We start from the raw sequence: 10424 nt of genomic DNA on the forward strand, positions 1-10424 counted from the left end.
TTATAATTTCCCGGAAATTACAACTGAAATGATTTCAATTGGATGACAAACATGAAATCCGGGTCCCATTTCTTTTTTGATTTTGGAGATGCATGAAGGACAACTGCTAACAATATAATCCGCGCCGATCTCGATATATTCTTCCCGCTTGCGTCTGAAGATAGCTTTTCCTTCCTGGTAATGAATATATCCGAATGATCCCGCCTGCCCGCAGCACCTGTCTGCCAAATCAGGATGAATAATCTCAATTCCTTCAATCATACCGAGAAGTTTCAGGGGCTCATTTTCTCTTTTCGCCGCCCGCAAATGACACGGATGATGATATGTTAATCGAATCGGTCTTTGTGTTTTCAATCTCGGCAACATATCCCGATTGTACAATAAATATCCGCAAATATCATATAATCTACTTTCAACCGATTTGGCTTTATGCCAATATTCAGAGTTTTCCTCAAATAATGCTTTATAATCCTGAATCCGATGCAGACATGAAGCGCAGGTGAATACAATCGAATCATACCCCTCTAATGCATCCAGATTCTTCTTTGCCCTGGAAATCATATTATCGCGATGACCATAGACTTCCATTGGCAATCCGCAGCAATCCTGTTCGGGAATCACCGGATGTATATCCAGATGCTCCAGAACATTAACCAACGCATCACCGGTTCGCGATTCTAAATAATTATCCGCACATCCATGAAATATTGCCACCTTTGATTTGGAATCGATTAAGCGGCTATATCTCTGGCGGAAATTCCTGCGGGCCGGCAATGGCAGTTCAACTTCATCGTCAAACCCAAAGGGCACCCGTCCAACAATCGACATTAAGTTTTTACCTACAACGGAACTTATAAATGGATTTGCCAATGAAGAAATATTCATAATCTTTTCAAACGCTGACTTATTATCGAAGACCGATATTATCCGGCCGGCTTTGGAACTCGGATGATTGTCTTTATATTTCAAAATCTCTTCGGCGATATCGATACCGGCCGGACATACCGTCGTACAATTTTTGCAGTTCAAACAGAATTTTAATGACTCCGACAAAACCTGATGATCGTTTTCACTAAAATGAAGCATGCGCAGCCATCCCCGCGGAGACATATCTTCCCGACGAAAAGCTTCGAACGCCGGACAATAACCATTGCATTTCCCGCAGGCGGCGCAGGCCAGCTCAAGCTTTTTAAGATCTATGTTTTCGGTAAATTCAACTTGTGATAAAATCACTCCCGGATTCATCAGGTTATCCGGATCGAGGATAGATTTTACTTTTTGAAATATCTCATAAATCTCTTCGCCATAAACATCTTTGACGACCGGAGCCCGGAGACGCCCGTCGGCGTGCTCGGCGGTACTCGAACCACCCAACGATACTATCTTCGCATAAACCTCGTCATACAATTCCCTCAAAATCAGGCGATCATTATTACCAGCCAAGTTTAATAATGGTCTGATATGTAAATTACCATCACCTATATGACCAAAAAGCCCAAAAACCAGCCCATGCTTTGCCAAACGGCCCTTGACCCATGCAATAAATTCGGTGAGACATTCAATCGGTAAAGACGCGTCTTCAATAAATGGAAGCGGTCGTTTTATGGCATCGTGACGATATAAAATCGGAACGATTGCCCGCCGAGCCGCCCATAGCTTTGATTTTTTTTCAGGATCATCTGCCTCTTCGGGTGGGTGTAAAAGTTTCAATTGAGGGATAATACTTTCAAGTTTTGATTTAGACGCTTCAATATCGGCGTTATATTCAAGAAGAAGCATCGCCTCGGCTTCAACGGGAATCATAAATTCATCCCGACCTATCAAATCAAGAGTCGAGCCATCGACGATTTCCAGCGCCGATGGTTTAGTTGAAAGAAGCGGCGCTATCGCCTGCCCTGCGTCTTCAAGCGACCCGAAAAATAATCGATACGACAGATTTTCATCCGGCAGATTCCGCAAACAGAGTTTTACCGAAACAAATAAACCCAGGGTGCCTTCAGAACCGATATATAAGGCCGGTAAATTAAAAATCCCGTTTTCAAAATCATCAACAATCTGTTTTAAATTATATCCGGCCGAATTCTTTTTGACTTTTGGCCAACGGTCTTGAATCAGATTTTTATTTTCGGACAATATTTTTAAGACTTGTTCATATTCAGGAAAGCGCTTTACAAATTCATTGAGCTCAGCGCTGTCAAGAGCTAACTTTTTTAATTCAACCTCTTCTCCCTGAGAGTTAATTATTCTCAGCTCTTCAACGTAATGAGATGTCAATCCGTATTTCACTGAGCTGGGGCCGGATGAATTGTTGGCCAGCATGCCGCCTATCTGGCAGCTATCACCGGATGAGGGATCGGGAGGAAAAAACAGATTATCTTTTTTCAGACTTAGATTCAAATCACGATAGATAACTCCGGTTTGGCAGGTAACTGTTTTGGCATCTCTTTCAACCGCCTTTATTTTGGTCAATCTCGAACAATCAATAATCACGCCATTTCCCAGGGCCCCGCCGGATAATCCCGTTCCCCCTCCTCGCGGAGTAATTGGAGTATTATTTTTTAGTGTTTTCCAGACTATCTCTAACAGTTCAGTTGAAGTAGAAGGACAATATACTTCCTGAGGTAACAGTCTATAAATTGACGCGTCGGAGCCATAAGCTTCTCGCGATATATTCGAATCAACTTTCGATCCGCCGAAATATCCCCCATCTTTCCTTTTCCTGACACTCATACGCCAATATATCTCAATACCAAACTCAAAGTCAAGTTTATGGCAAACATGAAATCGTTATTCTGATTATGTGGATTATATATTCCACAATAATCCTCATTGATATTCAATAAGTTAGAAGTCGTTACATATATTAAACGACAAATTTAATCCTAAAATATATTTGTCGATTTTGTGAAAAAATGCACAAATTTTATTGACAATCCTATCCAGGAATTGTATAATAAAGCGTGGGATAAATATATATTGACGGGATGCCTTAACTGGGAGAGGATTAATGCAATTTACTAAGGCTGAGTCATATGGAATATTTGGTGTGCTCCATTTGGCCAATTTGCCATCGGGCAAAGTCGTCCCTCTTTCTGAGATTTCTGAAGCTCAAGCCGTACCCGAGAAATTTCTGGCAAAAATTTTTCAGTCATTATCCAAATCGGGAGTTGTCATTTCGCATCGAGGAGTCAAAGGTGGATTCTCTTTGGCCGGGTCACCCGATGAAATATCTATCAGGCAAATTGTCGAAAGTGTCCATGGCCCTTATTATATAGCGAAATGCTTATATAACGCTGATATTTGTGATCGCGTTGATTGCCCGCTGAAAGTGTTGCTTGAAAAAGCTCAGTCCGCGTTGGTTGATGTCTTTGACAATCACACCGTGTCTGATCTATTAGCATTACAAAAACAGGCAGAAGAGTCTCAAAAAGTTTGACAAACGCCGAAGTAATTTTTACCATACCCTGCTAAAAGTATGCGAGGTATAATAATTTTATTTCGGAGCGCATCGAATGGCGATAAAATGTGATGCCTGGATCAAAAAAATGGCCAGACAACATGATATGATACGGCCATTTTCACCCCGGCAAATACGAAAAGGAATATCCTACGGGTTGGCTTCGTACGGGTATGATTTCAGGGTTGCCAATGAGTTTAAAGTATTTAACCCTATCGGCGCCGAAATTATTGATCCCAAGAAGTTTGACGCCTCATCGTTTACCACGATTAAAAGCAAAACATTGCTTCTGCCCCCCCATACTTTTGCTCTGGGGCGAACAGTAGAATACTTCAAAATTCCCCGGAATATCTTGACCGTCTGCCAGGGAAAATCGACCTACGCCCGTTGCGGAGTAGTTATAAATGTTACGCCTTTTGAACCTGAGTGGGAAGGATTCGCAACCCTGGCAATCTGCAATACTGCCCCTCTGCCCGTTAAGATTTATGCCAATGAAGGGATTGGCCAGCTTTTGTTTTTCGAAGCCGATGAAATATGCCAGGTTTCTTACGCCGATAAAAAAGGAAAATATCAGGCTCAGAAACGAATCACGCTGGCGAAAATATAAGGAAAGGGAAATTTACGTCGATACCTAATTAGGAGATAAGATTCGGATTTTCACTATATCTTTTTGGGGATTTTTTCATATATTGTCCGTCTGAATGTGGGAGAAATTTTTACAATTCTTCCTCGGACGAGGATATAATAGTCTGGAAGGGAAGTTTAGAGTAACAGAGGAGAGATTATGCAAAGCGAAACCGCTTCAAAAGATAAAACCGACACTAAGAAACCGGTCGGAGCCATTCCTGCCAATATGATCACGATTGACGGTAATACCGCCGTGGCCGATGTCGCTCATGCCATCAATGAGGTAATCGCAATTTATCCGATTACGCCGTCATCGGTCATGGGTGAAGTTGCCGATGCCTATTCGGCAGCCGGCAAAACGAACATCTGGGACACGATTCCGATAGTAACCGAAATGCAATCGGAAGCCGGGGCCGCCGGCGCGGTTCATGGAGCCGTGACCAGTGGATCATTAGCGACTACTTTTACAGCTTCGCAGGGCCTGCTTTTAATGATACCCAACATGTTCAAGATTGCCGGGGAATTAACGCCGGCCATGTTCCATGTTTCGGCTCGCGCTGTCGCGACTCACGCCTTATCGATTTTTGGCGACCATTCCGATATTATGGCTGTCCGTTCCACCGGATTTGGCCTCATCCTGTCCGGCTCGGTACAGGAAGCTATGGACATGGCTCTTATCTCACAGGCCGCGTCGTTGGACAGCCGCATACCGTTTGTTCATGCTTTCGACGGCTTCCGTACTTCGCACGAAGTCCAGAAGGTATGCGAAGTCAATCAGGAAGTAATGAAACAAATGATTACCGATGAAATGGTATTCGCGCACCGCCATCGTGCCTTAAATCCGGATAAGCCGACTATCAAGGGCACCTCACAGAATCCCGATGTGTTCTTCCAGTCGCGTGAAACGGTCAATAAATATTACCTGGCCGCGCCTGAAATCATCCAAAGTAAAATGAATCAATTCGCGCAGCTAACCGGCCGCCAGTATAATCTATTCGATTATGTCGGTCACCCTGAAGCCGAACGGGTAATTGTCATCATGGGCTCCGGCGCCGAATGCGTTCATGAAACCGTTAATTATCTGAATAACCAGGGTGAAAAAGTCGGTCTCATTAAAGTCCGTCTCTATCGCCCCTTTGCTTCTCAGGCGTTCATCAATGCCCTGCCGAAAACCGTCAGGACTATCGCTGTCTTAGACCGGACCAAAGAACCTGGCTCGATAGGTGAACCTCTTTACATCGATGTGCAGGGCGCTTTGAGAGAGACTGAACAAAAAAACGCCTTACCTCTTGATTCATCACCAATCGTTGTCGGCGGACGATTTGGTCTGGGTTCAAAAGACTTCACTCCCGCCGACGCTAAGGGAACTTTCGATAATCTGAGCGCCAGCGATCCGAAAAATCACTTCACCGTCTCAATCGTTGATGATGTTACTAATACCAGCCTCGATTATGACAGGAATTTCAGCACCGAAGCCGACGACGTCTATCGGGCATTATTCTACGGGCTCGGAGCTGATGGTACTGTCGGAGCCAATAAAAATACTATTAAGATCATTGGCGAAAACACTGATAACTACGCTCAGGGTTATTTTGTTTATGATTCTAAAAAGGCCGGAGCCGTTACCGTATCTCATGTCCGCTTTAGCAAAAATCCGATTCTTAGCCCCTATCTCATATCGCGGGCAAATCTCGCCGCCTGTCATAATTTTTCATTCCTCGAAAAATATGATATGCTTTCCGGTGTTATTGACGGAGGAACCTTCCTCCTCAACAGCGCTTATTCAGCCGATGAAGTCTGGGATAAAATTCCCCGGGAAGTCCAAAAGCAAATAGTCGAGAAGAAACTTAATTTCTATGTCATCGACGCATTGGCTCTGGGTAAAAAACTCGGGCTCGGATCCCGAATCAACATGATTATGCAGACGGCCTTCTTTATCATCTCCGAAATTCTCCCCAAAGATCAAAGCGTCAAGGAAATCAAGAAGGCGATCCAAAAGACATATGGCCGCAAAGGTGAAAAAGTCGTTAACATGAACTACGCCGCCGTTGACGGCGCCATAGACGCCATCTTCAAGGTGAATTATCCCAATGAAGTCACGAGCGATATTGTTATGCCGCCGATAGTACCCGCCAACGCTCCCGATTTTGTTAAAAATGTCACGGCAAAAATCATAGCCGGTCGCGGCGACGACCTGCCGGTTTCCGCATTCCCCGAAGACGGAACGTACATGACTGCGACGACGCAATATGAGAAACGTAATATCGCGGTTGATATTCCGGTTTGGGACGAAGAGCTTTGCATTCAATGCGGTCAATGCGTAATGGTCTGCCCCCATGCGGCAATTCTGCAAAAGGCATTCGATCCGGCGATATTGGACAAGGCCCCGGATGCTTTTAAAACCGACGACGCTAAAGGTCCGACTTTCAAGGGCATGAAATACACCCTCCAGGTTGCCCCCGAAGATTGCACCGGATGTACGGTTTGCGTCAATGTTTGTCCGGCATTCGAGAAAGATGAAAACAAGCAGAAGACCGGTCGCAAAGCGATTAACATGTCTTTGCAGGCTCCGCTGCGCAAACAGGAAACCGAGAATTTTGATTTCTTCCTGACAATTCCCGAAACCGACCCGTCCCTGTATAAAATCAACTCGGTCAAGGGTAGTCAATTCATCAGGCCGCTCTTTGAATTCTCAGGCGCCTGTTCCGGATGTGGTGAAACTCCTTATGTCAAACTGGTGACGCAGTTATTCGGTGACCGGGCTCTTATCGGAAACGCAACCGGTTGCTCCTCGATTTACGGCGGCAACCTCCCCACTACCCCATTTGCCAAACGAGCTGATGGTCGCGGACCATCCTGGTCCAATTCTTTATTTGAGGATTGTGCCGAGTTTGCCTATGGTATGAGACTGACGGTCGATAAACTCCAGGAATACGCGCTGGAATTAGTTCAAAAAATCAGTCCCGACGATTATGATGAAATTAAAAACGCCGATCAATCCGATCCGATAGCAATCGAGAAACAACGCGACCGCGTCAGGAAACTGAAAGAAAAAATCAAAGCAATCGATAGCGACGACGCTATACGGCTTTTAGAAATTGCCGATTATTTGGTCAATAAATCCGTTTGGGGCATCGGCGGAGACGGCTGGGCTTACGACATTGGCTACGGCGGTCTTGACCATGTTCTGGCTTCGGGCAAAAACGTCAATTTGCTCGTTCTTGACACTGAGGTCTATTCCAACACCGGCGGTCAGATGTCGAAGGCCACTCCGCGAGGCGCTACGGCGCAATTTGCCGCGGCTGGCAAACCACTGCCCAAGAAAGACCTGGGTATGATGATCATGGCTTACGGTAATGTCTATGTCGCCCGCGTAGCGATGGGTGCCAGCCAGAATCAAACGGTAAAAGCCTTCCTGGAGGCGGAAGCTTATGACGGCCCATCGATTATAATCGCTTACAGCCATTGTATCGCTCACGGTATTGATATGGCTCATGGATTTGAAGAACAGAACAAGGCGGTTAAATGCGGCCACTGGCCTCTGATGAGATTTAATCCGGCAAATATCGAAGAAGGTAAGAATCCATTAACCATGGATTCCAAAACTCCTTCTATTCCCTTTTCGGAATACGCGATGGGCGAAAACCGCTGGAGAGCCCTTAAGGGTATCGACCCTGAGAGAGCGGAGCGATTGGCAGTGTTGGCCCAGAAAGACGCCTCTCTCCGCTTCCACGTCTATGAACAACTCGCCAAACTCAGTTTTGGTGACGAGCCCAAAGAATAGCCTCGATTTTTATTGCACAATACATAAACGCCGGTTGACGCCGGCGTTTTTTATCTCAGGCTATTTCTCTTAAAACTAACTTTCTCGCTTAAGATTACGCCATTTACTTCCGATAATAAGTCAAAACTGTCATTTTTTTTAATTGGAGGATAAAATGCGCTCTCGTTTACTCTTTTTGGCAATTCTTGCCGTTTCACTGCTCCTTGCTATCCCTTCATTTGCGCAAACTGAAGAGGAACTGGTCAATAAATTTCTTAAAAAGGCAGAAAAAAACCAAATTAAAAAGGTCGGCTATTTAATTATCCAGGGCTCTTACGGCCGCCTTAACAGCGATAATGATTACAATTATTTTACTGGGCGCGTTTCCCCGTTGATGGCAACCGCTACCGGGGGCCCGGTCAGTATCGACGGAATCTATAGGTCCAAGGAATTCTATCTCGGATTCGGAATCTTAACCTCTCCCAAATCCTCGGCCCAGGTTGGCCTGACTTATTGGCTAAAAATGGGAAGCAAGGAAGTTGGCAATTACGATCTGACAAGCCTGAATCTGGAAGATACCGACGTTCGGACAGACTTTGATCTTAGCTCGCAAATTCAGGTATATGGTTTGTCAGGATCATTCGATTATTATCTTTTTAACAGACCGGACAAGTTTGGGATTCTTGAAAAAGCCGCGATAAAAGTCGGCGGAGGCAGCGGTATATACTTCGCAAAATGGGATTTGTGGGACGGCTATTCAGGATTTAACCTTAACACACAAACGGCAACGACAATCGAAGGTAACCTGACAGGCATGGCCCCCGGATTTTCGGCTCATGTATCGGCCGAATACCCCATTAAAATGGGCGGCCTAATACTTGAGGGCTCTTTAAAATATCTATATTTGAACTTTGCCAAAATGAAATGGTATAATGGCAATAACGAAGAAACCGTGGCCACCTATAACCTCAGCGGCGACCGAGTAGATCTCAATCTTTCCGGGCCCAGAGCTCAATTTGGACTGAAAAGATATTTCTGCTGGTAGGACTTGTTTCCTCCCGACCGGGTCCATATATTGGAGCTTCTTTGAATTTTGGCAAGGACATTTAGATGACACGAATTTATTTTGCTTTTGTTATTGCTCTTGTGCTTATGCTCGGAACCGGCGCTTATATCTCCGCGGATAGCGATAAATCCGCGCCCCAATCTCCCTCACTCAACACCGGGAAAATAGATGCCGGCCCCCGTCCCCTAGGGAAAATAGCATTTATCAAAGATGGCGGAATCTGGATCATGGATAGCGACGGTAAAAATCGCCGTATTATCTGTGAAGTAACCAACGCCGCCGGACGCCTGTCGTTTTCGCCCGATAACAAAATCATCGCTTTTGCCCGCAAGGGTCAGGATGCCAACAAATTGCCATCAGACGAAGGCGGCACTCACGTTCTGTACGATATATTCCTGGCCCATATTGATTCCGCCGCCACCAATATCGGCTGGTGGACGAGAGCCACTTTCGGCCTGGGAGGTTCTAATCCGCAATGGTCTGACAATGACACCATGATTTATTACGTTAATGATATTAACGCCGGTTTCGTCGATTATATCGTTCCCTCAATACAACTGACCGAAGTGAGTATCAACGACGGCCACGCCGATTACTTACGAAAAGACTGGCAATCTTTATCCACCAATTTTATGCAGCCGACCTTTACCCGGGACGGCAAAAAAGTAGCCTTCCTTGTCAATTACAGCCTCAATCCGGATAAATACAATTTTCAAAATTTCGGTATCAGGATAATTGACACAAAAGATATTATGCTCTCGGAAAACGAAATCCGTAAACCCAGCCCCGGATTAAAAAACGCTCTTGCTGCGCAGTGGTCGCCGGACGGTCAATGGCTGGCCTATTTAAGCAATGACATGCGCAATCCCGGGATTTATATATTTAAATCCGATCTTAACGAAAACAGACTCGTCTTTTCACCTACCATTTCACAACAGTTAATGCCGCATCCGGTTGGATGGGCTCCAAATTCAAAATGGATAACTTTTGCCACCGCCGATGGTACTATCTATATTATTGATATCAATGGCGAAAATCTGACACCGCTTTCCGGCGCTGGGAAGCATTCCAATCCGGCCTGGTCAAATTAGATAAATTAATGTGATGCATAGATTCCCCCGGCTAAAGGGCATGTTGAAAAAGTCTTGAAATGATCTTCAGCCTAAAGAATGGGGAAACATTTCGAATCGTAAGTTCTTGATACACAGCAGATCACAATTTTGTTTTCACAAAACCAAGACCCACCGCAACTCTTGGCGGTGGTTTTTCAACAAGCCCTAAAGCCGGGGTTCTATTTGGCTTACACCAAACGCTTCGCGGTTGTTACAACTCCTGACGGAGTTGTCCTGAATCCTGTTGTCCTTGTAGTTCTACATAGTTCCGAATTGTCTTCTCGTCCAAACCTACACTGCTTACGAAATAGCCCGGTGACCAAACAATGTTTTCATTCCAATAGACTTTTGACAACCACGGAAAAAACTCTCGCATCCTTGACGCCAATTGACTTTTTA

At 45.1% G+C, this 10424-nt stretch carries 7 protein-coding genes; 5 read left to right on the forward strand and 2 right to left on the reverse strand.

The features are described from left to right. Nucleotides 1-2730 (reverse strand): FAD-linked oxidase C-terminal domain-containing protein, encoded by a 2730-nt coding sequence (locus V3V99_00980; GenBank protein MEE9441228.1) that lies wholly within the window; start codon nucleotides 2728-2730, stop codon nucleotides 1-3. Between the two features lie 277 nt (nucleotides 2731-3007). Here V3V99_00980 and V3V99_00985 point away from each other — a divergent pair, with 277 nt between their 5' ends. The 5 genes from V3V99_00985 (at nucleotide 3008) to V3V99_01005 (ending at nucleotide 10004) form a co-directional block, all read left to right on the forward strand. Then, nucleotides 3008-3436, forward strand: coding sequence for an Rrf2 family transcriptional regulator (locus V3V99_00985; protein ID MEE9441229.1), 429 nt, complete (start codon nucleotides 3008-3010; stop codon nucleotides 3434-3436). Between the two features lie 76 nt (nucleotides 3437-3512). After that, entirely contained in the window at nucleotides 3513-4064 is a 552-nt protein-coding gene (dcd, locus tag V3V99_00990) for a dCTP deaminase (protein ID MEE9441230.1), read from the forward strand. Between the two features lie 234 nt (nucleotides 4065-4298). Continuing rightward, entirely contained in the window at nucleotides 4299-7868 is a 3570-nt protein-coding gene (gene nifJ, locus V3V99_00995; GenBank protein MEE9441231.1) for a pyruvate:ferredoxin (flavodoxin) oxidoreductase, read from the forward strand. Between the two features lie 154 nt (nucleotides 7869-8022). Continuing rightward, nucleotides 8023-8892: a hypothetical protein gene (locus V3V99_01000; protein MEE9441232.1), complete on the forward strand. Its 870-nt coding sequence runs from the start codon at nucleotides 8023-8025 to the stop codon at nucleotides 8890-8892. 65 nt (nucleotides 8893-8957) lie between these two features. Beyond that, the gene (locus tag V3V99_01005) at nucleotides 8958-10004 is read left to right on the forward strand and encodes a hypothetical protein (GenBank protein MEE9441233.1); all 1047 of its coding nucleotides are present in this window, start codon (nucleotides 8958-8960) and stop codon (nucleotides 10002-10004) included. 232 nt (nucleotides 10005-10236) lie between these two features. On the opposite strand, the gene V3V99_01010 is transcribed toward V3V99_01005, so the two are convergent. After that, nucleotides 10237-10424 (reverse strand): transposase (locus tag V3V99_01010; GenBank protein ID MEE9441234.1); only part of this gene is annotated, 188 nt, incomplete at its 5' end.

The organism is Candidatus Zixiibacteriota bacterium, assembly GCA_036480375.1.
In the GTDB taxonomy this organism is placed as follows: domain Bacteria; phylum Zixibacteria; class MSB-5A5; order GN15; family JAAZOE01; genus JAZGGI01.

Bases quoted from the DNA above. Each gene is read 5' to 3' on its own strand.
- V3V99_00985 (MEE9441229.1), top strand. From the start codon at position 3,008: ATGCAATTTACTAAGGCTGAGTCATATGGAATATTTGGTGTGCTCCAT.
- V3V99_01005 (MEE9441233.1), top strand. From the start codon at position 8,958: ATGACACGAATTTATTTTGCTTTTGTTATTGCTCTTGTGCTTATGCTC.
- dcd (MEE9441230.1), top strand. From the start codon at position 3,513: ATGGCGATAAAATGTGATGCCTGGATCAAAAAAATGGCCAGACAACAT.
- V3V99_00980 (MEE9441228.1), bottom strand. From the start codon at position 2,730: ATGAGTGTCAGGAAAAGGAAAGATGGGGGATATTTCGGCGGATCGAAA.
- V3V99_01000 (MEE9441232.1), top strand. From the start codon at position 8,023: ATGCGCTCTCGTTTACTCTTTTTGGCAATTCTTGCCGTTTCACTGCTC.